Annotated in this window: 21 protein-coding genes and 2 pseudogenes; 22 read left to right on the top strand and 1 reads right to left on the bottom strand. The window is 59.9% G+C overall.

Annotated elements, in window-relative coordinates:
* The 9 genes and pseudogenes from ACPQ6D_RS18265 to ftsH all read left to right on the top strand — a co-directional run.
* Nucleotides 1-627: pseudogene (locus ACPQ6D_RS18265) on the top strand (hypothetical protein); the annotation flags it as partial.
* On the top strand, nucleotides 611-1,450 hold the full coding sequence (locus ACPQ6D_RS18260; RefSeq protein ID WP_423225784.1) for a radical SAM protein: 840 nt from the start codon (nucleotides 611-613) through the stop codon (nucleotides 1,448-1,450). The pseudogene ACPQ6D_RS18265 and the gene ACPQ6D_RS18260, both read left to right, overlap by 17 nt.
* 61 nt (nucleotides 1,451-1,511) lie before the next feature.
* Entirely contained in the window at nucleotides 1,512-1,892 is a 381-nt protein-coding gene (locus tag ACPQ6D_RS18255; RefSeq protein ID WP_423225783.1) for a DUF1257 domain-containing protein, read from the top strand.
* 48 nt (nucleotides 1,893-1,940) lie between these two features.
* On the top strand, nucleotides 1,941-2,135 hold the full coding sequence (locus tag ACPQ6D_RS18250) for a DUF2997 domain-containing protein (RefSeq protein ID WP_343406739.1): 195 nt from the start codon (nucleotides 1,941-1,943) through the stop codon (nucleotides 2,133-2,135).
* Nucleotides 2,086-2,289: a hypothetical protein gene (locus ACPQ6D_RS18245; RefSeq protein ID WP_423225782.1), complete on the top strand. Its 204-nt coding sequence runs from the start codon at nucleotides 2,086-2,088 to the stop codon at nucleotides 2,287-2,289. The genes ACPQ6D_RS18250 and ACPQ6D_RS18245 overlap by 50 nt, the downstream gene beginning before the upstream one ends.
* Before the next feature lie 33 nt (nucleotides 2,290-2,322).
* Nucleotides 2,323-3,327, top strand: coding sequence for an ROK family protein (locus ACPQ6D_RS18240; RefSeq protein ID WP_423225781.1), 1,005 nt, complete (start codon nucleotides 2,323-2,325; stop codon nucleotides 3,325-3,327).
* A gap of 35 nt (nucleotides 3,328-3,362) precedes the next feature.
* The gene (locus ACPQ6D_RS18235; protein WP_423225780.1) at nucleotides 3,363-4,544 is read left to right on the top strand and encodes a S1C family serine protease; all 1,182 of its coding nucleotides are present in this window, start codon (nucleotides 3,363-3,365) and stop codon (nucleotides 4,542-4,544) included.
* Complete coding sequence (locus tag ACPQ6D_RS18230; protein WP_423225779.1) at nucleotides 4,541-4,699, top strand: hypothetical protein; 159 nt, start codon at nucleotides 4,541-4,543, stop codon at nucleotides 4,697-4,699. The genes ACPQ6D_RS18235 and ACPQ6D_RS18230 overlap by 4 nt, the downstream gene beginning before the upstream one ends.
* 2 nt (nucleotides 4,700-4,701) lie before the next feature.
* Complete coding sequence (gene ftsH, locus ACPQ6D_RS18225; protein ID WP_423225778.1) at nucleotides 4,702-6,540, top strand: ATP-dependent zinc metalloprotease FtsH; 1,839 nt, start codon at nucleotides 4,702-4,704, stop codon at nucleotides 6,538-6,540.
* 143 nt (nucleotides 6,541-6,683) lie between these two features.
* Here the strand turns inward: ftsH and ACPQ6D_RS18220 are convergent, their stop codons facing one another.
* Nucleotides 6,684-9,818, bottom strand: coding sequence for an AfsR/SARP family transcriptional regulator (locus ACPQ6D_RS18220; protein WP_423225777.1), 3,135 nt, complete (start codon nucleotides 9,816-9,818; stop codon nucleotides 6,684-6,686).
* Between the two features lie 402 nt (nucleotides 9,819-10,220).
* Between ACPQ6D_RS18220 and ACPQ6D_RS18215 the strand changes: the two genes are divergently transcribed.
* The 13 genes and pseudogenes from ACPQ6D_RS18215 (at nucleotide 10,221) to ACPQ6D_RS18155 (ending at nucleotide 23,209) form a co-directional block, all read left to right on the top strand.
* Nucleotides 10,221-11,075, top strand: a complete 855-nt coding sequence (locus tag ACPQ6D_RS18215) for a type 1 glutamine amidotransferase domain-containing protein (protein ID WP_423225776.1) — start codon at nucleotides 10,221-10,223, stop codon at nucleotides 11,073-11,075.
* 204 nt (nucleotides 11,076-11,279) lie between these two features.
* Nucleotides 11,280-12,986, top strand: coding sequence for a thiamine pyrophosphate-binding protein (locus tag ACPQ6D_RS18210; RefSeq protein ID WP_423225775.1), 1,707 nt, complete (start codon nucleotides 11,280-11,282; stop codon nucleotides 12,984-12,986).
* 26 nt (nucleotides 12,987-13,012) lie between these two features.
* Nucleotides 13,013-13,459 carry a hypothetical protein gene (locus ACPQ6D_RS18205; protein ID WP_423225774.1) on the top strand — a complete coding sequence of 149 codons (447 nt, stop codon included), beginning with the start codon at nucleotides 13,013-13,015 and terminating at the stop codon, nucleotides 13,457-13,459.
* A 107-nt stretch (nucleotides 13,460-13,566) separates the two neighbouring features.
* Nucleotides 13,567-14,019 (top strand): annotated as a pseudogene (locus ACPQ6D_RS18200) ((2Fe-2S)-binding protein); the annotation flags it as partial.
* A 424-nt stretch (nucleotides 14,020-14,443) separates the two neighbouring features.
* A complete protein-coding gene (locus tag ACPQ6D_RS18195) occupies nucleotides 14,444-14,881 on the top strand; it encodes an FHA domain-containing protein (RefSeq protein ID WP_423225773.1) in 438 nt (145 codons plus the stop codon).
* A 23-nt stretch (nucleotides 14,882-14,904) separates the two neighbouring features.
* Nucleotides 14,905-17,862, top strand: a complete 2,958-nt coding sequence (locus ACPQ6D_RS18190; RefSeq protein WP_423225772.1) for a molybdopterin cofactor-binding domain-containing protein — start codon at nucleotides 14,905-14,907, stop codon at nucleotides 17,860-17,862.
* 81 nt (nucleotides 17,863-17,943) lie between these two features.
* Nucleotides 17,944-18,807: an FAD binding domain-containing protein gene (locus tag ACPQ6D_RS18185; protein WP_423225771.1), complete on the top strand. Its 864-nt coding sequence runs from the start codon at nucleotides 17,944-17,946 to the stop codon at nucleotides 18,805-18,807.
* Between the two features lie 76 nt (nucleotides 18,808-18,883).
* Nucleotides 18,884-19,303 (top strand): ester cyclase, encoded by a 420-nt coding sequence (locus ACPQ6D_RS18180; protein WP_423225770.1) that lies wholly within the window; start codon nucleotides 18,884-18,886, stop codon nucleotides 19,301-19,303.
* An 83-nt stretch (nucleotides 19,304-19,386) separates the two neighbouring features.
* Nucleotides 19,387-20,910 (top strand): GMC family oxidoreductase, encoded by a 1,524-nt coding sequence (locus ACPQ6D_RS18175; RefSeq protein WP_423225769.1) that lies wholly within the window; start codon nucleotides 19,387-19,389, stop codon nucleotides 20,908-20,910.
* A gap of 56 nt (nucleotides 20,911-20,966) precedes the next feature.
* Nucleotides 20,967-21,359, top strand: a complete 393-nt coding sequence (locus tag ACPQ6D_RS18170) for a nuclear transport factor 2 family protein (RefSeq protein WP_423225768.1) — start codon at nucleotides 20,967-20,969, stop codon at nucleotides 21,357-21,359.
* Nucleotides 21,360-21,429: 70 nt separating this feature from the next.
* Nucleotides 21,430-21,999: a DJ-1/PfpI family protein gene (locus ACPQ6D_RS18165; protein ID WP_423225767.1), complete on the top strand. Its 570-nt coding sequence runs from the start codon at nucleotides 21,430-21,432 to the stop codon at nucleotides 21,997-21,999.
* Nucleotides 22,000-22,039: 40 nt separating this feature from the next.
* Nucleotides 22,040-22,459, top strand: a complete 420-nt coding sequence (locus tag ACPQ6D_RS18160; protein WP_423225766.1) for a VOC family protein — start codon at nucleotides 22,040-22,042, stop codon at nucleotides 22,457-22,459.
* A 69-nt stretch (nucleotides 22,460-22,528) separates the two neighbouring features.
* A complete protein-coding gene (locus tag ACPQ6D_RS18155; protein ID WP_423225765.1) occupies nucleotides 22,529-23,209 on the top strand; it encodes a TMEM175 family protein in 681 nt (226 codons plus the stop codon).
* Nucleotides 23,210-23,295: the final 86 nt, after the last annotated feature.

Below are 23,295 nucleotides of genomic sequence, written 5' to 3'. Positions count from 1 at the left end.
TTTACTTTTGACTGTGTTGGCCTGCCCGATTTGCAAGGCGAAGCGTATATCCACCGCACCAATCCCCTTGGGTATGCGCTGGCAGCGCTGATGCGGCCTCCCCGAGGCATAGATCGCGTGGCCTGGAAACTATCTTGCCTGCGAGGGATTCTGCAGCACGAGTCCAATCAGGCACGCCAGAATGTCCTGGCGATGTGTGTGAATCGGTATCTGCCGTTAGCAGAGGTTGAGCAACGGAGGCTAGAGATGATGCTGAGTACGGACCCGCGGATCGAGAAGGAGTTGGAAGAGCTTGTTGCCGCGTGGAAACGGGAGGAGCGTGAGCGCATGATCCGCGAGGCGAAAGCAGAAGGTCTTGAAGAAGGTCTTGAAGAAGGTCTTGAAAAAGGTCTTGAAGAAGGTCTTGAAAAAGGACGCGCAGCGGGAATTAGTGAGGGTGAAAAGCGAGGCCTGCTCTATTTACTGGCCATGCGTTTTCCCGATCAGCCGATTCCAGGCGAGTTGCGTGACACCATCATGCGCATTGGCAGCGAGGAAGAGTTGCTGAAGTGGTACAGGCTCGCCTATGAAGCCGAGAGCATCATCGCTCTATTGACAGGCAAGAGCGGGAATGGGCACGGCGCCTAGCCTCGACACCAAGTCGTTAGCTGCGCGGGCTGAACAGGCCCGCACGCATCTTGACGATTGCCAGCTCTGTCCACACCGCTGCGGCGCGGCGCGCACGACCGGCCGCGGGGTGTGCCGCGTGGACACTCGCACCTTCATCGCCAGCGAGATGCTGCACCTGGGCGAGGAGGAGGCGATCCGGCCGGCCCATGCGGTGTTCTTCTCTGGCTGTACGGCGACGTGTACGTTTTGCACCGCGGCGCGGTTTGCTTTTCGGCCGCAGTATGGCGTAGAGGCAACGCCAGGCCAACTGGCTGCTGCTGTACGCCGACGGACGGCACAAGGGGCGCGTACGCTCGAATTCGTGGGCGGGGACCCGCTGCCGCACCTGCCCTTTGTGCTGGCAACGCTGGCGCTGCTGGGCGACGAGGCGCCGCCGGTGGTCTGGAATTCGAATTTCTACCATACGCCGGAGGCGTTGGCGCTGCTGGATGGGGTCATCGCGCTGTATCTGCCGGACCTGAAGTTCGGCAACGACCGCTGCGGCGTTGAGTTGGGCGGCATGCCTGACTATTGGGCCGTCGTGACAGGCGCGATCGCCTGGGCTGCGGCCCGCAGCCGGGTGATGGTTCGCCATCTGTTGATGCCAGGGCATTTCGACTGCTGCACCGAGCCGGCGCTGCGCTGGCTTGCGGACGTCGTCCCCCAGGTGACGGTCAGTCTGTTGACGCAGTACTTCCCGCCAGCCCACGCGCGCGGCCCCTTGGCGGCGCTGCTGAGCAACGCTGAAATCGAGCAGGCGCGGGACCTGGCGCAGAGATTGAACCTGACGCTGGCTGCTTGAAGACGCACGAGCTGGGCGGGTTCGTTGAGATGAATAGGTAACGAGTTTACGAACGGAGGTTATGATGTCCAAGTTCGTCAAAGTACGCACAGAGTTGCGCGACCTTACGATGATCAAGCGCGCGCTGGATGACCTGGAACTGAAGTACCAGGAAAATGCCGACTATCGCCATGGCTGGTCAGGCGCCAGCCATGCGGCCGAGATCGTGGTCAAGGCGGGGTTGTTCACCAGTTTTGGCTTGCGCCGCAATGATGAAGGGGTGTATGAAATCTTGGGCGACAGCATGGGGCTGTCGAGCCAACAAGACATCTTGCAGCAGTTGAACCAGCGCTATGCCTATCACAAGGTGCTGAACGAAGTGGGCAAGGCGGGCTTCAGCCTGGTTGAGGAAGCCACCGATCGCAATAAGGCCATTCGCCTCGTGGTGCGACGCTGGGCTTAAGGGCTGAGGCCAGGCCGCAGCTTTGGATTGCGGATGAGGGAACAACGTATGCCAAAGAAACAAGAAATTGCGATCACAATCCTGCCCGATGGACGGATTGAGTACACCATCCAGGGGATCAAAGGCGCGCAGTGCGAAAGCATTTCCCAACTACTGGAAATCCTGGGACGGGTAGATCAGGAGAAGAAAACCGGTGAGTACTACGAATCTGACCGCGCGCCCGGCATTGTCATTCAGCACTGAGACTGAAATCTACCTCACGGCCGATGGTCAGGTCATTGTGGCGGACCTACCCCTGGAGTTAGCCGACTTGATGCTGATGCTTGGAGAGGTGCAGCCCTGCGAGATCCTCAACGCTGCAACTTCGCCGGCGCTTGAGACACAAGGACATGAGTAACTGGTCGCCCGCAGGCGGAAGAAGGTAAGAGTTATGGCCAAAGAGAGCGAAAAGACGAACGACCTGGTGGTAGGTGTGGACTTGGGCGGCACCAAGATTTTGGCGGCTGTCGTGACCGCCGACGGCAAGATTTTGGGTCAGGCCAAGCGCAAGACAAAACCCGAAACGGGAACCGAGAGCGTCATCGAGCGCATCGTGAAGACGGTTGACGATGCGCTGGGCGTCGCCAAAGTGCTGCGCAGTGAGGTCCGCGCCGTGGGCATTGGCGCCCCAGGGCCGATTGACCCCGATACCGGCACGGTGCTGATGGCGCCCAACCTGAATGGGTGGGAGAATGTGCCGTTAGCCAAGACGCTGAGCGATCAACTCGGCGTACCAGTGTTCCTGGACAACGATGTCAACGTGGGCACCTTGGGAGAATTTGTCTATGGCGCTGGCCGTGGGGCCAAGGATGTCATTGGCGTCTTCGTCGGTACAGGCATCGGCGGCGGCCTCATCATCGGCGGTCAACTGCGCAGCGGCGCGCGCCACGCCGCGGGCGAAATCGGCCACATGATTGTGCTGGCGGAGGGGCCATATTGCGGCTGCGGCAACCGCGGCTGCATCGAGGCTCTGGCCAGCCGCACCGCGATCGTGAACAGTCTGCGCGCGGCTGTGCAGTCAGGCCGCAAAACCACACTGACGGAGGCGTTGGCTGGCGGCGGCGTCGAGCGGTTGAGCAGTGGTGTGTTGGCGCAGGCATGGAAAAGCAACGACACCTTGACTGTTGAGGTGCTGACGCGGGTGCAATACTACCTCGGTTTGCATCTTGCCGGTCTGGTCAATTTTCTCGATCCTGAGCTGATTGTCCTGGGCGGCGGCGTGATTGAGGCCCTGGGCGAGGACTTCCTGCAGCCCATTCGCCGGGTGGCCTATCAACATTTCACGCAGCGTCGCGATGCCAGCCAGGTCAAGATCGTTCTTTCGCAGCTCGGCGACAATGCCGGCATCCTGGGCGCGGCCGTTGCTGCCCGCTTACATCTTCCAAGCAAGGGTTGAGACCGCAAGCAAGCGGCCGCGACTTGGAGGCATACGTGCGTCGTTTTTCAATCTTGTTGGTATTTGTCCTGTTGGCTCTGGCGGCTTTGGCCTGCGGGCCGCTGCGCCTGCCCAGCCTGCCGCGCCTGGTCACTTCAACCCCGGCGCCTACGTCTACACCCGTGGTCATTGTGGTGACGGCGACCCCCGATCCACTGGCAGCTGCGGCCGGGGCCGACCTGGGCGAAGAGCGTATTATCAGTGTGTATGAGCACGCCAGCCCGGCTGTGGTCAATATCACCAGTCGCGTCATCGTGCAATCGTTCTTTTTTGGCGCCTATCCGGAAGAAGGCAGCGGCTCCGGTTTCGTATGGGACACTCAGGGGCACATTGTCACCAATTACCATGTGGTGCAAAATGCCGATTCGTTGGCCGTTAATTTTGGGGACGACAACGCCGTGAACGCGAAGGTAGTCGGCGCCGACCCGCGCAACGACCTGGCGGTCATCCAGGTGGATACGCTGCCGGCTGGCGTTGAGCCGTTGGTGACTGGCGACTCCAGCACGTTGCGCGTGGGGCAGACCGCGATCGCCATTGGCAACCCGTTTGGTCAATTTGAACGCACCCTGACGACGGGTGTGGTGAGCGCGCTGAATCGCACCATCGAGACCGACAACCAGGTTCTGCGGGGCGCCATCCAAACCGACGCTTCGATCAATCGCGGCAATTCAGGGGGTCCCTTGCTCGACAGCCTGGGCCGCCTGATTGGCGTGAACTCGGCCATTTTTAGCCCAAGCGGCACCAGCGCCGGCGTTGGTTTTGCCATCCCGGTCAACACGGTCAAGAAAGTGGTTCCTGTGCTGATCGAACGCGGCAGTTATCCTCACCCGTGGCTGGGCGCGATCGGTTATGACATCACCCCACGCCTGGCCCAGCAGCTCACGTTGCCCGTGACAGAGGGCCTGCTGGTGGCGCAGCTGTATGATGCAAGCCCGGCGCTGAAAGCCGGTATTCAGGGCGCTAAGCGTGAGGTTGTGATTGGCAATCGCCGCATGTACGTTGGCGGCGACATCATCACGGCGATTGATGAGCAACCGCTGCGCACCTGGAAAGACCTCGATGCCTACCTGGAAGGCAAAACCGACGTGGGCCAAGAGGTCGTCTTGCACCTGCTGCGTGACGGCAAAGAACAGACACTCACGCTGACGTTAGCGGAAGAGCCGGCCAACTTGCCTTGATGAGCATCACGGCGCAGGCCGGCGCGTTGGTAAGTCACGCTACGGCGCTGCTTGACGCGCCGTGCGATACTGATATTGATGATTTTGTTACGATTGAGGATTTTGGCAGTCCAAAGCATGAGAAAGTGAACGATTTGGCGGAGGAAATTCAATAGACATGGTTCCCAAAGTGTTCCGCAATGGATTAGTCTATTTGCTCCTGTTAACGGCGCTGGCTGCGTTTGTCTTCACGTCCTTCTCGCGCACGCGACCCAATGTGCCCGAGATTGCAATCGCCGATCTGGCGCGTGAAGTAACCGCGGGTGGGGTGCAGCGCATCGCCGTGAAGGGCAATGAACTGCAAATTACGTATAAACCAGAGTACAAGTCAACCAGTGCTATCTCGCGCAAAGAAGATGGCGTCGGCCTGGGCGATACGTTGAAGGATCTGGGTGTACCCGAAGACAAACGGCAGGCTGTTGCCGTGGAAGTGGTGGCGCCAAGCCGTTGGGAAAACTGGGGCGCCATTCTGGGCACCTTGCTGCCCCTGGTCTTGGTAGGCGCATTCTTCTTCTTTCTGATGCGCCAGGCGCAAGGCGCAGGCAATCAGGCCTTTGCTTTTGGCAAGAGTCGCGCGCGCATGTTCACCGGCGACAAACCGACCGTGACGTTTGCCGATGTGGCCGGCTGCGAAGAGGCGAAAGAAGAGCTGCAGGAAGTGGTGGAGTTCCTCAAAGAGCCGCAGAAATTCGCCGCGCTTGGCGCACGCATCCCCAAGGGCGTGCTCCTGATCGGCGCCCCGGGCACCGGCAAGACGCTGATGGCCAAGGCCGTGTCGGGAGAGGCAGGCGTGCCCTTCTTCTCCATCTCTGGCTCTGAGTTCGTTGAGATGTTCGTCGGCGTCGGCGCCAGCCGCGTGCGTGATCTATTCGAACAGGCGAAGCGCAACAGTCCCTGCATCGTTTTCATTGATGAAATTGACGCGGTCGGCCGCCATCGCGGCGCAGGCCTGGGCGGCAGCCACGACGAACGGGAGCAGACGCTCAACCAACTGCTGGTCGAGATGGATGGCTTCGATACCGACACGAATGTCATCATTATTGCGGCGACCAACCGGCCAGACATTCTGGACCCGGCGCTGCTGCGTCCCGGTCGCTTCGACCGCCAGGTGGTCATGGATCGTCCAGATATGAAGGGACGCAAGGCAATCTTGGAAGTGCACATCAAGGGCAAGCCCCTGCTGCCCGATGTGAATCTGGAGACGCTGGCCCGACAAACGCCCGGTTTTGCTGGGGCCGATTTGGAAAACATGGTCAATGAAGGCGCGATCTTGGCTGCACGTCGCAACAAACGCGGCATCGGCATGTCTGAGTTCCAGGAAGCGATCGAGCGGGTGATCGCAGGGCCAGAGCGCCGCAGCCGCCTGATTTCAGCGCACGAGAAGGAAGTCATTGCCTTCCATGAAGCGGGACACGCCGTGGTGATGCACATGCTGCCCAACTGCGACCCCGTGCACAAGATCAGCGTTATTTCCCGCGGCATGGCCCTGGGTTACACGATGCCGCTGCCGAAAGAAGACCGGGTTCTCTATTCGCGTGATAAATACCGCGACGAACTGGCCGGTTTGCTCGGAGGACGCGTGGCCGAGGAGATCATCTTCGGCGATGTAACCACCGGCGCCAGTAACGACTTGGAGCGCGTCACCAAGCTCGCCCGCCAGATGGTGACCCAATTCGGGATGAGCGACGCGATGGGGCCGCTGCAGTTTGGACAGCGCGAGGAGATGATTTTCCTGGGGCGCGAAATCAGCGAGCAGCGCAACTACAGTGAGCAAGTGGCGCGTGAGATTGACAAGGAAGTGCGTCGCTTTATTGACGAGGCCTACGAACGCACACACGCGATTCTGTCTACCTACAAGGACAAGCTCACGGCCGTGGCGCACCGGCTCATGGAAGTTGAGACTCTCGACATGACCGAGTTTGCCGCCATGTTGACGCCCGCGCCCGCCGCCGCGTGATCAAGGCGCGGTGAGGCCGCCAAGAAAGACAGTTCGTTTCTCTTCCCCCGCAAGCGGCAGGGTCGCAGACCCCCGTGAGCGGTTGAGTGCTAAGTCCTGCAAAGAAAGAAGGCCCTGGTTGCTGCGGCGACCGGGGCTTTTTGTTACTCCTTTGGTTCGGCCAGAAGCGCAGCCACCAACGCCGACAGGCCGCGCTGATGGCTGTGCGCTTCACAAGCCTGCACTGTTTCTGGCGCCAGCCTGTTCGTCAGCTCTGACAACAGGCTGGCTGCCCTGGTCCTTGTCGCAGGGGTGCTGGCTCGATGGTGTAGGGGAAACGTCACCCACTCCACGGCCTGTTCCAGCGCGCCGCGCTGCAAAGCCAGGTTTGCCAGGCCAGTCAGGATCGAAAGAATGTGAGGCATTGCCCGAATTTCAAGGCCAAGTCGCAGCGCCGTCTGCATGAAGGCGTGGGCTCGATCGAATTCTTGCTGCGCACAGGCGACCTCGCCCAGCCCAGACAACGCCAGCACCATCACAGCCCGTTGCCCAATCTGGCGCGCAACCGAGAGACTTTCACGATAGAAGGTTGCCGCAGCAGCATAGTCCCCCGACGATACCGCCAATGAGCCTAACTGATCAAGAGCGGTTGTGAGCTCATGCAGGTTGCCCAGCTCACGACTAACCAGCAGACTCTCGTTGAGGCGTTGACGCGCAGTGACAAAATCGCCCTGATCCGCGTGGAGACGACCGAGCGCGACCAGCGCCGCGGCAACGCCTTGCAAATCGCCAGCCTCTTGCCGGATTTTCAGGCAACGCCGCAGCATGTCCTCGGCCTTTATGTCGTCGCCTTCGACGTGCGCGGCAACGCCCCGATGATACAGGGCGGCGGCCACACAAGACTGATCGCCGAGGGTTGGGGCAAGGGCCAGGCTTTCATCCAGCAGATGAACGGCGGCCGCCAAATCGCCGCTGGCGCCCACCACCTGGCCGAGGTTAGCCAGGGCGAATGCAGCCTCACGTTTGTTGTTCGCCTGGCGGGCCACCTTCAGCCCAGATTCCAGCAGCGTCTGGGCGCGAGCATAGTGGGCGAGATGCCCCGCAAGAATTCCTAAGCGGATTTGCAGCCGACCCACGAGAAGGGCCACATCAGGTTGGGGCGCGGTTGCGGCGCTGCTGCTCCAGGCCTGAATGGCCTCTTCCAGCAGTTCACTGCCGCGTACAAACCAACCCCGCATTTCAAAAAAGCGAAATAGGCTCTCAAGGGCCTGGTCCACCATCTTGTGACGACGCCCTGCAACGGCCCAGCGCCACATGGCGCGTACATTGTCTAGTTCAGCGCTGATGTCGTCCACCGCCTGCTTTTGATGCGCTCCGTGGAGCAGTGGTTCTTGTTTGACCATGAAGCGCGCCACATAGCTGGCATATCGTTCGCGCATCATGTCTCGTTCGTCCACGGCTTCGTTGAACTTATCTTGGGCGTAGTAACGAATCAACTGATGCATCGCGTAGCGCTCGCGCCCCGTGATGTGAAGCAGCGATTTGGCGACGAGGCCTGTGAGCACAGCCGGCGTCGCGCCGGCCACGTACAAGGCGGCCGCTTCGCTCATCGTGCCGTCGAAAACGGCCAAACGGCGTAAGACGCGCTGTTCTTCAGGGGTGAGTAGTTTCCAGGCGTGGTCAAACACCGCGCGCAGGCTGCGGTGACGGATGGGGACATCGCGCATGGCGGTGTGCAGAAAATCAAGGCTGCGCTCGATGCGGTCGGCAATCTCGGCGCAGGAAAAATCGCGCGCCCAGGCCGCGGCCAGCTCAATGCCTAACGGAATCCCGTGCACGAGCCGGCAGATGCGCACGATCGGCGCTTTCAGTTGATCGGTGAGGGCAAAATCCGCACGAATCTGAGATGCCCGCGCCACGAACAGGCGCACCGCATCCGAATCCAGGGTGGAGCCATTCAAGTGACCGCTCGGAATGGACATCCCGCCCACGTCGAAAATCCATTCCGCTTGCAACTGCAAGCGCGCTTGCGAGGTGACGATCATGCGCAGCTCTGGCGCGGCGTGCAGCATTTCGATGACGAAACTGCCTGCATCCATCAGATGTTCGAAATTGTCGAGGATAAGAAGCATCTGCTTGTCGCTCAGGTAGTTGAGGAGTTGGGTTTCGGGGGCTTCGCGGCCGTAAAAGGCGAGCTGCAGCACATCGGCCAGGGCCATCGTCAGGTGTGCTGGCGACTGAAGCGTGGACAAGGAGGCGACAAAGACCCCATCTCGATAGTGCGAGGCTTGTTGGGATGCCAGCTCGATCGCCAGGCGCGTCTTGCCGACGCCGCCGGGCCCGACGAGGGTCAGCAAGCGGCAAGCCGGCTCTCGCATGCGCTCGCTCAGCAGGGCCAATTCATGCGCGCGGCCGACGAATGGTGTGAGCTGGGTGGGCACGGCGCGCCCACGCTGGATCAGCGATGGGATTGTGGAGATGGGCCACAAAGGGCCGGCCCCTGGTCGCTGACTGGAAGATTCCTCGGCGCGTATACGTTCATACAAGGCCACGGTGTCTCTGCTGGGAGCCACACCGAGTTCATCTTGAAGGACTTGGCGGCATCTTTCGAAGTGCGCCAGGGCCGCGTCGCGCTGTCCATTGCGGGCCAGTGTGTACATGATGTGACGGTGCGCTTCTTCGCGCCACGCCTCCATGCTCAGCTCACGCCAGGCCAGGGCAAGCGAGCGCTCATACTGCCCCTGTCGCTCATAGTGCACAGCCAACGCATGCAGCGCGCCCAGCATGCGCCGGTCATAATGGCGGCGCTTCTTTTCCATCCACTCCTCGAACGCGCTGCTGTCATCAAGAAAGAAGCCTTCGAGGAACTCGCCGCGATAGAGATCAACCGCTTGCTGCAAGCGGTCTACGCAGGTCGTGCATGTTTCAAGGCTCAGGTGGTCGTGATTACTACAGGCGTCAAGGAGCGAATCAAATAGGCGCACGTCGAGCCAGACCTGGCTGGAATCGGGGAATTGCACCGTCTCGCGCGTGACATCGAGCAAAGGCGTCGTGTGTGCATCTCCCTGCAGTAAACGGCGCAGATTGGACAGCGCCTGGCGCAGGCTGTGACGCGCGGCATCTTCCGGTCGTTCGGGCCATAACAAGCCGGCCAGCGCGTCGCGGCGCTGCGGCGCCTGCGCTTCCAAAGCGAGATAAGCCAGGAGCGCGCGCAATTTGTCATAGTCAAAGCGAACGAGAGGTTCTTGGTTGAGCTTGACCTCGAACGGTCCTAATAGGTGAAGTGCAAGATGAGGCATGGCATTAAAAAGGTTTAATCAAGACAGGCGCATTTTGCGGGTGTTTTATCGCATCTGAGCGCAGGTTTTGACGTTCTCTTGACGATGATTTGATACACTATTGTTACACGGCGGCAAACATAGTCTTGCACTGCAGATACTCTCCGTTAATCCAGTCCCCTGATTGGTTTTCTTCGGTGAAAAGTCCCCGTTTGATTGCGCAGCAACAAAGTATAACGCGCCTAACGTCTGGCGCATGTAGTTCATGTGACAGTTGCTTCTTGTGGAAAAACTCACTTGAAGCCAGCTGGGGTTATTCTTGCGTCTGCGATGCGCTTGGATTTGTCAAGAAATGGTCACTAGCCTGCGTCTGTGACCAGTCGCTCAAGGTAGATGATCGAAAACTACTAAGGAGATTCACACATGTCGAAGAAGATTTTGGTCGGTTTGTCTGAATGGGGTTATTGGGGTGAAGAGCTGGTTGGCCCTTACGATGTGCTGGCCGCACGCGGGTATCAGATGGACTTCATGACGGCAAAAGGCAGGAAGCCGCCTGCGTTGCCGCCCAGCATGGAAGTAGGGTATCTGGATCCGCCGCTGGATAAGGTCGTGACCGACGAGCACTACGCCACCAGGACGCGAGAGATTCACCAGTCGGACCTGTTGAACAACCCCATCAACCTGTCCGCGTGGTTTCCGCAGATGCCCTACTTCAACAGCCCCAACTTCGGGCACGCGCTCGAGGCGTACTACAACAAGCGCGCCGAATGTTGGAAAGACCTAGAGAAGTACGATGCGCTGCTGCTGCCGGGCGGCAGCGGCCCCATGGTGGACATGGTGAACAACGAACGCCTGCACGATGTGATCCTGGGGTTCCTCTCCCTGGGCAAGCTCATTGCCGTCGAGTGCTACTGCGTGACCTGCCTGGCCTTTGCCCGCGATTGGACTGACCGTAAGAGCATCATCTGGGGCAAGCACGTCACCGGCCATGCCCGCGAATACGACTATAAGGACTCGACCGGCTTTGCCCAGATGTACGACTTCAACGGCAAGCCCATGAATAAGTCTGCCAATTTCGGCCCACCCTTCTATCCGCTGGAGTACATCCTGCGCGATGCGGTTGGTCCGGATGGTCAGTACCACGGCGGCGTCGGCCACACCCTCTCTACGATCCTGGATTATCCTTTCCTGACCGGCCGCTCCACGCAGGACTCGCGCCTCGTTGGCGAGCTGATGATCGAGGTGTTAGAAAACGGCCTGCGCCGCTACGGCTGGTAAGCTGTCGCGCGCACTCTAAATCCTGCAAGGGATGGCCGCCGGACCCTGTATAGACTGAACGATCAGTTTTCTCAGGTCAGGTTTCGGCGGCTATTGCTTGCCTTTTCTAAGCACAATTCAGCGTTCAGCATCCCGCAGCGCAGGGCCACGCGTTAGCCAGCGACTTGCGATTGGGCGGCGCTGACACGTTTTATGAGGCAATGTATGACACAAAAGACAGGTCGCTTCGCCATCATCGAGCAGTTCCTGGCCGATGGGATGAACTTCATGTTTGGCAACCCAGGCACCGTGGAACAAGGCTTCCTCGATGCCCTGGCTGAATATCCAGCGATGAAGTATATCTTGACCTTGCAGGAGAGCGTCGCCGTGACCATGGCCGATGGCTACGCACGTGCGACGCAAAAGCCGACCCTGGTTCAGCTGCACAGCACACCAGGGGTTGGCAATGCCATTGGCGCCCTTTACCAGGCTAAACGGGGACATTCTCCCCTGGTCGTCATCGGCGGGGATGCCGGCATCCGGTATCAAAATCTCGATGCGCAGATGGCTGGCGATTTGGTGGCAATGGCTGAACCAGTTACGAAATGGGCCACGATGGTGGTTGACCCCTCCTCGCTGCTGCGCGTGCTCCGCCGCGCCATCAAAATTGCGGCGACGCCGCCCATGGGGCCAGTGTATGTCTGTATTCCGCAAGACATCATTGATGCGCCAGTGGTCGAGGATGTGGTGCCGACGTTCATCCCCTCCACGCGCTCAGCGCCCGATCCGGACTTGCTCAAGCAGGCCGCCGCGCAGTTGGCGGCAGCCGCCAAACCCATGATCTTCGTGGGCGATGGGGTAGCCTACTCTGGCGCGCAGGACGAGCTGACGCGCGTGGCTGAACTGCTTGGCGCCGAGGTGTGGGAGGCGGATGCCGGCGAGGTCAACATTGACTACCGCCATCCCCTGCACCAGGGCATGACCGGGCATATGTTTGGCTATGCCAGCCAGCCGATCATGGCTAAAGGCGACGCCAACCTGATTGTGGGCACCTACGTGCTGCCGGAAGTCTTTCCTGAACTAGGTGGCATTTTTGCCCCCGGCGCGGCCGTCATTCACATAGACCTGAACGCGTATGAAATTGCCAAGAGTCACCCGGTGACGCTGGGCATGGTGGCCGACCCCAAGCGCAGTCTCGCCATGCTGGCCGATATCTTGGCGGCGACGATGACGGCCGAGCAGAAGGCCCAAGCAGGCGCACGCACTGCCGTGATTGCCCAGGCCAAGGCCGCCAAAGAAGCCGCCAACCTGGCCCATGACCACGAGACGCGTGACAAGGTGCCGTTGACGATGGCGCGCTTTATGGCCGAGCTGGCGCCGCATCTGCCGGCCGACGCCATCATTTTTGATGAAGCGCTGACCAGTTCACCGGCCGTCGTGCGTTATTTCCCACCCTCGCGCACGGGTCAATACTTCCTGACGCGCGGCGGTTCCCTGGGCGTCGGCATTCCGGGCGCGCTAGGCGCAAAGCTCGCCAATCCTGACAAAACCGTCATCGGCTTCACTGGCGACGGCGGCTCGATGTATACGATCCAGGCCCTGTGGTCGGCGGCGCGGCACAACATCAATGCCAAGTTCATTATCTGCAACAACGGCTCGTACCGCTTATTGCAGCTGAACATTGCAGCCTACTGGAAAGAACGGGACATTCCCGCGCACGATTTCCCGCTGAGCTTCGACCTTTCCCATCCGCCGCTCGGTTTCGTAGACATGGCGCGCGGTATGGGCGTGGCCGGGGTGCGCGTGGAAAAGCCGTGGGAGATCGGCCCGGCCATAGCACAAATGCTGGCGCATCCCGGGCCTTTCCTGATTGACCTGGTGCTCGAAGGGGACACACACCCGGAGCGCGTGGGCAATACGTGTGGACAGTAAATCAAAAAGGAGATAAACAATTCGTTATGAGTACACCTTTGCAGCTAGATGAAATTAGGCGCTTTGTGGCCGCGTGGTACCGTGCGCTTGACAACCATGATCCCATCGAAGATGTCTATCCGCTGTTGAGCGAATCGGACTTGAACATTCAGTTCCCGGACGGCGACATTCATGACTACGCCTCGTTCAAGACATGGTACGACCGGGTAACCAACCTGTTCTTCGACGAGAATCACTATGTCCAGACCGTGGAAGCCCAGATCAATGGCGACGAGGCGGTGGTGGATATCGTGGTTGGTTGGCAGGCCAGCTGGTGGGAAGCGCCGGCCGCGAAGAGCAAACGCGTCTCCATGGATGCCACCCAACGCTGGACTGTGCGCCGGTCAGACAAGAACCGCTTCGGTCTGCAAATTGTGACCTATAACGCCACGGTGAAGCCGTTCGCGTACGCGCCAGGGTTTGCACGACTCTAGCCAGGCCCGCACCCATCCTGGCGGTTCGTGGACCGCCAGGATGAGCCTTGCCCGGTTCGTTGTTCATGATCTCTGTGAACGAGCTGTAAATGAGAGGAACCGAATCCATGCACGTGTCAATGACCATTAACCAGAAGCCCCACGAAGGAGATGTGGAGCCGCGAATGCTCCTCGTTGATTTTCTGCGCGACGACCTCGGGCTGACCGGGACGAAGATAGGCTGTGATACCGGCCAGTGCGGTAGTTGCACCATCATGCTCAACGGCGTTTCGGTGAAGAGCTGCACGATGCTTGCTGTGCAGGCTGAAGGCGCCGACATCAACACGATCGAAGGCGCTGCGCATGGCGGCACACTGACCACTCTGCAGGAGGGTTTCTGGGAGCGCCATGGCCTGCAATGTGGTTTCTGCACGCCAGGCATGGTCATGTCATTGACCGACCTGCTGCAGCATAATCCGCGCCCAACCGAAGCAGAAATCCGGCGCGGCCTGGAAGGCAATCTTTGCCGCTGCACCGGCTACCAGAATGTGATCAAAGCTGTGCAGTACGCGGTTGAGAAGTCGAACAGCCTGGTGCACATGATTATTGACACGCCCGGCAAGGCTTTCTATGAGCGCCAGGTGCGTTACCTCATCGGCGGCAACCCAGACGCTTTGGTCGAAGACAACTACCATGAGGACGCCGTCGTCGCCTCGTTCGACTGGACTGTGCGCGGCCATGCCGCCCTCAAAGAACACTTCCGCAACTACATGCGCTGGGTGCAGATCAAAGAAGTGGTCACGACTGATAAATTTACAGAGACCGAGACCTCGGTCTCGTTTGAGGCCACCGTACGCACCAATCGCGGCATTACGCGCATCTACGATGTCTTCATGTTGAAGGACGGTAAGGTCAGCTATCATTTCACCGGCGTCAAGTAGCGTTGCCCGGAAAACGAATCAAGCGGCAGAAGAGCAGTCAGTACGGAAGGCGGTAAAAGATACGATGCCCGGTTCATTTCAGCTATCAGTACAGCGCGGCCAGATGGTCGGCGAGTGCTTCGAGATTGAACAGGCCACAGTCATCATTGGGCGTGACCCGGCTTGTGATTTTGTGGTGGCCGACCCCCTCGTCTCGCGTCGGCATGCCCAGGTGACCAAGGCGAACGATACGTACACGATTCAGGATTTGGGCAGCACAAATCGCACCTTTGTCAATGGTGTTCAAGTGACGGCGCCGGTGGTTCTGAAACAAGGTGATTTGATTGACTTGGGCAAAAACGTGACCTTGTGCTTTGAACCAACCGATGGGGCCAATGTCACCCTGCTGGCCATTGATAAGGCCAGGAAAGCAGCTCATGTGGCCGAAATCACCAATGATGCCTATTTCCAGGATTTGCAAAAGATGGCCAGGCAGATTCGGCGCGGTAAGGGATCGAGCTGACGGGCGAAAGGGGATACACGACAATGAGTGATTCGTATCGGCTGGTTGTGCAAGAAGGCATTGCGGCCGGCAAGGTCTTTGAATTGAAGGACGACGTGGTTACCATCGGACGCGACCTGGCGAACGACATTGTGCTGATTGATACCGAAGTGTCACGTCGCCATGCGCGTCTGGCGCGCGCAGAGGATGGTTACACGATCGAAGATTTGAACAGCACCAACGGCACCAGCGTGAATCAGACCCGCGTCATCGGCATGGTTCACTTAAGCCCCGGCGACGCCATCTCCTTGGGCAAAACGGTCAAGATGGGCTACGAGAATGTTGCCGCGGTGGATGAGCATGCCACGGTGATCATTCAGACGGGCACTACTATGCTTTGGGAGTCGGGCATTCGGTCGCAAGAGGCGAAAGCAGCCGCTGCCGCGCAGGCCTCCCCCGCGGAACATACACCCGCGCCGATGCCCGCGATGCGGGAAACCGCGCCCGCGGTCGCGCCCGTCACCGCCCCGGCCAGGACAGGCGGCAGCAATGGCGCCAATGCGCCGGCAGCCAAGCCGGCCGACGCCGAAAAGGCCGCGCCGCGCACCGGCAAGACTTTGGGCGCACGCCTCAAACGCAAGGAAGATCCGGAGATGCTGCGCGGCGAAGCCAAATTCACTGCGGACCTCACGTTGCCCGGCATGCTCCATATGGCCATTCTGCGCAGCGAGTATGCGCATGCGCGCATCAAGAGTATTGACACCAGCGCCGCGCTGAAGATGCCCGGCGTGGTGCGCGTGTTGACCGGGGCTGACATCGAGAACAAGATGATGCCCCTCCCCTGCGTCTGGATTCCGGGCGGGGTGGAGAGCCATTTCCCCTCCCATCCCTTTGGCGTGCCCGGCGCCGGTAATGTTCTCGCCACCGATCGTGTGCGCTACACCGGCGATCCGGTGGCGGCTGTGGTGGCCGAAACACGCTACCAGGCGTATGATGCGCTGTCTGCCATCAAGGTGGACTACCACCCATTGCCAGTCGTGGTGGATGCTGAAGAAGCGTTGAAACCGGGCGCACCGCAACTGCATGACGAAGTGGCGAACAACCTGAACGCCTACATTCCATATGGCAACAAAGAGGCGGCTGAGCGCGCCATCGCTGAAGCGGAAGTCAAGGTTTCCCTTTCCATTCGCAACCAGCGCACCATCAACAGCCCCATTGAACCACGCGCCGCGATCGGCGAATACGATCCGGGGACCGGCGAATTCACGCTGCGCGCCTCGACGCAGTCGCCGCACGATCATCGTCTTTTGTTGGCGCTGATGATTCTGGGTGTGCCGTTCAACAAGGTGCGCGTCATTGCGCCGCAGATCGGCGGCAGCTTTGGTACCAAGGGCTATGTCTACGCGGATATGCCGCTGGTGCTCTACCTGGCGCGTGAACTGGGACGCCCCATCAAATGGGTTGATACGCGCAGCGGACTGATGCGCTCCACGGTGCAGGGCCGCGATCAGAAGATGTACGCCACGCTGGCCGGCACGCGTGATGGCAAGATCACAGGGCTGCGCTGCACCAGCTATGCCAACCTGGGCGCCTATCCGTCCACGATTGGCCCGGGCGTGGCTACGGCCATGGTTGGGCGCAATGTGACCAGCGTCTACGATATTCCCAATCCGTTCTGTGAAGTGTACGCCGTGTTCACCAACGTCGTTTCGCTCGGCGCGCAGCGTGGATCAGGCCGCGCAGAGACGACTTTCATGATCGAACGCCTGATTGACCGCTTTGCCCAGGAAATTGGCATGGATCCGGCCGAGGTGCGGCGCAAGAATCTCATCCAGGCCGATCAGCTGCCTTTCGACAACCGCATGGGCTGGATGTACGATTCGGGCGACTATCCCACGTCGCTGGAAAAGGTGCTGACGATGGCCAATTATGCGGACACGGCCGCGCGGCGCCAGGACGCCCGGCAGCGCGGCAAGCGCTACGGCATTGGCATGGCGCCTTTCATTGCGGTCAGCGGCGTCGGCCCCTCGTCCCGCATGGCAAAGGAAGGCATGTTGGGCGGAACCTGGGAAAGTGCAAACATCAAGGTGCACCCCACCGGCGAGGTGAGCGTCATCATCGGCTCCAAACCGCACGGGCAGGCGCATGAAACCACCTTTGCCCAGATCGTGGGCGAAGTGCTCGGCATTGACATCAGCCAGATCGAAATCCTGCATTCTGACACCAAGCGCGCCCCGTTCGGGCAGGGCAGTTACGGCAGCCGCTCCTTCAGCGTTGGCGGCGCGGCCACCATGAAGGCAGCCAAGGAGATCAGAGACAAGGTCATCAAGATGGCCGCGCATATGTTCAAGGTGCCCGAAGCCGAGGTTGTCTACGAGGACGGCAAGGCCTATCCCAAGGGCAACCCGGAGAAGAAGCAGACGCTGCAGGAAATTGCGCTGGCGTTGTGGTACGGTTGGGACATGCCGCCAGGTATGGATCCGAACCTGGAGGTTACCACCTTCCTTGATCCGCCCGGCTTCAACTTCCCCTATGGCGCGCAGGTGGCCGAGGTGGAAATTGACGAGCAGACCGGTCAGGTAGAGGTGACGCGCTTCTTCAGTGTGCATGACGTGGGTACGATGGGCAACGCCATGGTTCTCGACGGCCAGGTGCATGGCGGGATCACGCACGGCCTGGGACAGGCGCTGTTTGAGCAGGCCGTGTACACCAATGACGGCCAGTTGTTGACGTCGAACCTGACAGAATACCCGCTGCCGCGCGCAACGCAGCTGCCGAACTTCGAGGTTGGCAGCATGGTGACGCCAACGCCGCACACCGATTTGGGCGCCAAGGGCGCCGGCGAGATCGGCACCGTCGGCGCCGCTGCGGCCGTGGGCAATGCTGTGTGCAATGCCCTGGCCGACCTGGGGATTCAACATCTGGAAATGCCGTTCACACCGGAGAAAGTCTGGCGTGCGATGCGTGACGCCCAGGCCGCCGGCAGTCAGCGACGGGCATGAGCATTCCGCATCAAGGTCTAAAGACTGGGGAGAACGGCGTCGGACGCCCACTCTTACCCGTTGCAGCAGGAGCATAAACGTATGATTCCAGCTTCTTTTGATTACGCAGCTCCCTCCAACCTGGAGGAGGTCATCGCCTTACTGCAGGCGCACCGCGGCGCCAGGGTCCTCGCCGGTGGGCATGATTTGTTGACCCAGATGAAATTACGCCATGCAGCGCCGCCAATGCTGATTGACCTGCGTGCGGTGCGCGGCTTGCGCGGGATCACAACCGTCAGCAACCCCGATACCCTGCAGATTGGGGCCATGACCACATGCACCGATATGGCGCTGCATCCTGAGGTTCGTGCGCACGCCACGGCCCTGGCCGAGGCAGCGGACAGTATCGGCGACATGCAGGTGCGCAACGCTTCGACCATCGGCGGCAACCTGGCTTATGGCGATCCAGCCGCGGATTTGCCGGCCGCGCTGTTGGCGCTCGATGCGGCTATCTTGACTCAGGGCGCGCATGGGCCACGTAACATTCCGGCCGATCAGTTCTTTGTCGGTTCGTTCCGCACCGTTCTCGATAGCGATGAAGTGATCACCGCGGTGCACATTCCACTGCAGAAGATCGGGCACCGCAGCGCGTACGAGAAGTTCAAGAACCCCGCCAACGGCTATCCGATCGTGGGTGTGGCCGCCAGCCTGGTGCTGCGGGAAGGCGGCTCGATTGTGAGCTGCCGGCTGGGCGTTACCGGCAGCGAGGCGCATCCTCAGCGCTTGTATCAAGCCGAAGACGCGCTCAAAGGCAAGAGAGCCAGCGCGGCCGCGTTCGCAGCGGCGGTCAGCCAGGGCGTAGCCAGCTTGAAGGGCCGCACTGATCTGTACGCGTCGGGCGAGTATCGTGTTCACCTAGCGACGATCCTGGCCGAGCGCGCGTTGGCGCGCGCCCAGGCCGGTTGAACCGGAGCGTAATTCGCCAATTTCGTGACTGAAAACGATTCACACGTTCTTACATTTGATCAAAGGAGAAAGTATCATGTCTGATGCCGTTACGATTGGTCGCCGTTTCTTTGAGGAGTTGCTTGGCAAGGGCGACGCCAGCGTCGCTGATGAAATTCTTGCTGACGACGTGGTGATGTACCACCCCAGCAGCCCGACGCCGGTTACGCCGCGGGCGGCTGTGCAGGGTTTCCTGGGTGCGTTCCGCGCGGGATTCCCTGACATGCGCATGACGGTGGAAGATGCGTTTGGCTCTGGTGAGAAGGCTGCGGTGCGCTGGCATATGCAGGGCACGCACACCGAGAACCTGTTTGGCATTCCGCCCACGGGTAAGGCCGTCAGCGTCAAGGGCATCAGCGTCGTGCGCGTGGTCGGCGGCAAGATCGTCGAAGACTGGGTGAGCGAGGACACCATGGGCTTGATGCAGCAGTTGGGCATCATCCCGCCGATGGGGTGAACCACCCGCTGCGAGTCGCCGTTGTTTGGGCGCTGGTCACGGGATTGGCGCCCAGGCGAACCGTTCCAAGGAGTTATTGATACATGGCAACAGAAAAATACGATTATATCATTGTAGGCGCTGGGGCGAGCGGGTGCGTCATTGCCAATCGGCTGAGCGCCAATCCGGCCCTGAAGGTCTTGATCCTGGAAGCTGGCGCCGTGGATACTCATCCTGGCATCCACGAATTGGGCGGGTTTGTTCCGCTGTGGGGATCCGATTATGATTGGAAGTTCGCCACCGAGACGCAAAAGGGCATGGGCGGGCGCCAAATCATCATCAACCAGGGTCGTGTGATTGGCGGCGGCACCTCGATCAACGCCATGATGTACGTGCGTGGCAATCGCCGCAACTACGATCAGTGGAACGCGATGGGCGCGGACGGCTGGAGCTTCGAGGACGTGCTGCCCTATTACAAACGCATCGAGGATTACGAGGGCGGCGCATCTGAGTACCACGGCGTGGGCGGTCCGCTCAAGATTCGTGACTGCCCTGACCCGGCCATGCGCTCGGAACCCTTCCAGGTCGGCGCGACCGAACTGGGCTATGATGGCCCGAACTGGGACAACAACGGCGCGCGCCAGGAGAACGGGGCTGGTTACTTGCAGTTCCATGTGGACGAGCAGGGCAATCGCGCCAGCGCGGCCACCGCGTACCTGGCGCCTGCCATGAAGCGGCCCAACCTGACGGTGCGGACCGAAGCCGAAGTGACGCGCGTCCTCTTCAGCGGCACGCGCGCCACCGGCGTGGAGTATGTGAGCCAGGGGCAAACGGTGCAGGTGGAAGCGGAACGCGAGGTCATTCTGAGCGCCGGCGCTTTCCTATCGCCCAAGCTGCTGCTGCTCTCTGGCATCGGCCCGGCCGATCATCTACAATCGCTTGGCCTGGATGTGCTGGTTGATCTGCCCGGCGTCGGGCAGAATCTGCAGGATCACGTGCAGCTGCCGGTGGTTTTTCGATCGCTGGTTGATCTGCCTCAGCCCGACCTGCTGACCGGCAATGTGTTGTTTGTGCGCACGCGCGCGGGAATGGAAGCCGCGCCGCCCGATCTGCAGATGAACTACACCCCGGCGGTGCCCAAGGCGCTGGCGCCGGTGATGAACTTTGGCGGCCCGGCCAGCATCTTCCTGCCCATCCTGGTGCAGCCGTACAGCATTGGTGAGGTGCGACTGCGTTCGGCCAATCCGCTCGATGCGCCATCCATCAACCCCAACTATCTGCAGCAAGATGCAGACGTGCAGGTGCTGGTGGCTGCGGTCAAGCTGGCGCGCGAGATCGCCAACACGAAGGCCTTTGCCGGCTTGAACGGCGGCGAGATCGTGCCTGGCCCGGACGCTGACCTGGAGGCTTTCATTCGGGCCCAAAGCTCGACCCTGTGGCACCCGGCCGGCACCTGCAAGATTGGCTACGATGCACGCGCCGTCGTTGACCCTTCGCTGCGCGTCTACGGTGTGCAGGGCCTGCGCGTGGCCGATGCCTCGGTCATGCCCACAGTGACGAGCGGCAACACGGTGGCGGCTTGTTTCTTGATCGGCGAAAAAGCGGCCGACATGATCCTGAGCGCCTGAGCAACGCGCCAGCCATTGGTATGGCCGTCAGCCACGATTTTTGGAGGTAACCTTTTATGAAGAACGTGCCGGACACCGCTCTGGGCCGTATGTATCGCGAACATATTCAACTGATCCTGGACAAGAACATTGACGCCTTGCTCGATCAGTATACCGATGACTGCCTGCTCATCAGCAGTTTCATGAAAACACCGCTCTACTATCGGGGCAAAGAGCAGCTGCGTGAGCACATGCAGGGCATCCTGGGCATCGAGGGTCTGGAGAGCGATATCGCGTTCTGGGCCGAGACCGAGAATCCGCAAACGCTGATGATCGTCGAAGCGATCCAGATGACTGCGGGCGGTCAGAAAGCTGAAATGCGTTTCGCTGATAGCTGGGTGCTGCGCGATGGCAAGATCATGATCCATTTTGCCGGCATGACACAGTATCCGGATGGTTCAGTCGCCTGACGTCAGGCTGCGGTGTAAAGGTCAGACTTCCGAAGTCTGAGAGACTTCGGAAGTCTAGAAAGAGGTAAACATGGGTTTACAGGGCAAGAAAGTCGGCGTCTTGATCGAAGGCGACTTTTACGAAAAAGAAATTTTCTATTATGAGCATCGTTTTCCTGAAGATGGGATAGAACTGCATTTTCTCAGTCGTTTGTGGGGCCAGCCATCGCTCACCTTCCTCGGTCATGAGTACCGAGCGCCCTTTGTCTGCTTCGAGAGCTTCGAGAATATGAGCGATGACGAACTGCGCAGCTACGATGCCATCATCGTGCCTTCCGGCATGGTGTCGGATCGCTTGCGCTACACGGAAGATGTCAGCAAGCTGCCGCCGGCCACGGTCTTCATTCAACGCGCCTTTGCCGAAAAGAGCATTATCAAGGGCATCATCTGTCACGGCATGTGGCTGGTGGCGCCTGTGCCGGAGCTGGTGCGTGGGCGACCCGTGGTGGTGCATAATAACCTGCATGGCGATGCGGTAAACATGGGCGCCATCTATACCGACCAGGACGTGGTGGTGGATGGCGATCTGGTGACGGGGCGCACGGGCGGCCATTGCCACCTGTTTGCTCGCCAGATCATTGATATGCTGGCTGCGCGCTAACGCTTCGTTGCGCGCAGACACGTGAAAAAGGGAGAACACGATGTTCCATCACATGGCTATTGCCTGTCAAGACATGGCCGCCATTGAGCGATTCTACAGCCGCTACTTTGGCTTTACGCGCGGGCGCGTCCTTCCCGTCGGCGACACGCAGATCATTTTTCTGAAGGCGGGCGACGCCTATTTGGAGCTGTTCCAGGCCAAAGAAACGTCACCCCTGCCCCCCAATGAAAAGGACGGGCCGTGGTTTCCAACCTGGCGCCACATCGCGTTCAAGGTAGAGGATGTGGATGCCAAGCTGGCCGAGATGGGCGACGCCGCTCGGATTACGTTGGGGCCTTTCGACTTCGACGCCTTCATTCCGGGTTGGCGCACCGTCTGGGTGGCCGACCCAGAAGGCAACATTGTCGAAATTACACAGGGGTACGTTGACGACCCAAATCCGGCGCCGTTCCCAGGCTAGGGACTGGCCTAGCGTCGCCGCGGCGACGAGCAGGGCGCTTGTACGGTAGATCGAGAGTAACCAGAGACGATGGCCGATACACAGATTAACAACACAGAGCACGAAGCGCCGCGCAAACACGTGACCAAACATCACAGTGCGCCTGGCAACGAGCGCATTGGCTCCTTCAGCGACGGCGTTTTCTCGATCGCCATCACGCTGCTCGTGCTCGAAGTCAAGGTGCCAGACCATGTCACCGGCGGCCTGATCTCGGCGGTGCCAGAAGTCTTACCGAAGTTTCTGGCTCATGTCGTTAGTTTCGCTGTCTTGGGCATCTACTGGGTGGGGCATCACAATATGTTCCTGCATATCAGGCGCCACGACCGCTGGCTTCTGTGGATGAACATACTCTTTCTGATGTTTGTTGCTTCCATGCCGTTTGCGGCCGCTCTGATCATTCGCTACCCCGACGATCAACTGGCCCTTGTTTTTTATGCCTTGATGTTGATTGGCGCTGGTGCATCTCTCAACCTGACCTGGCGTTACGCGACAGAACGCCGGCGGTTGGTGCCAGCCGAATTGGATGGCGACTTGATTGCGTTTGTCAACCGACGTCAACTGATGGCGCCGATTGTCTACCTGGTCGCCCTTTTGGTTTCGTTTCTCAACCTGAACGCGGCCAAGCTGTTGTTTATTCTGGTTCCCGTGCTATACATTGTTCCTAGCCCTTTGGATCAGTTTCATCACAAACAACTGGCCGATACTGAATAACGTGGCATCAACGACCACAACCAAACGCACGCTCACCGTAGGTTAGCGCCTACGGCCAGACAGCGCCATACACAGCAAATTGAATC

Source organism: Candidatus Amarolinea aalborgensis (assembly GCF_900491745.1).
Classification (GTDB): domain Bacteria; phylum Chloroflexota; class Anaerolineae; order SSC4; family Amarolineaceae; genus Amarolinea; species Amarolinea aalborgensis.
This window is presented reverse-complemented; position numbering and strand designations above follow the sequence as displayed.